General features: G+C 50.0%; 1 tRNA gene and 2 rRNA genes. All 3 read left to right on the top strand.

Features of this window, described 5'->3' with window-relative positions:
• Positions 1–102 (top strand): 5S ribosomal RNA (rrf, locus tag M0413_RS22780); the annotation flags it as partial.
• A 31-nt stretch (positions 103–133) separates the two neighbouring features.
• Positions 134–209 (top strand) — tRNA-Thr (locus M0413_RS22775).
• A gap of 35 nt (positions 210–244) precedes the next feature.
• Positions 245–348: ribosomal RNA gene (gene rrf, locus M0413_RS22770) — 5S ribosomal RNA — on the top strand; the annotation flags it as partial.

Here is a 348-nt window from a genome sequence, read left to right as displayed (position 1 = left end):
CATTGTGGTCCCACCTGATCCCATCCCGAACTCAGAAGTGAAACGCAATCGCGCCGATGGTAGTGTGGGGTCTCCCCATGTGAGAGTAGGTCATCGCCAAGCGCCTAATTTCATCTATTGATGATAAAAAATTGCTGATATGGCTCAGTCGGTAGAGCGCATCCTTGGTAAGGATGAGGTCCCCAGTTCGATTCTGGGTATCAGCACCATTATAGTCTAGTGTCATGTCCTAGAGAAAAATTTGCTTGGTGACAATAGCATTGTGGTCCCACCTGATCCCATCCCGAACTCAGAAGTGAAACGCAATCGCGCCGATGGTAGTGTGGGGTCTCCCCATGTGAGAGTAGG

The organism is Shewanella sp. 8A, assembly GCF_023475945.1.
In the GTDB taxonomy this organism is placed as follows: domain Bacteria; phylum Pseudomonadota; class Gammaproteobacteria; order Enterobacterales; family Shewanellaceae; genus Shewanella; species Shewanella xiamenensis.
This window is presented reverse-complemented; position numbering and strand designations above follow the sequence as displayed.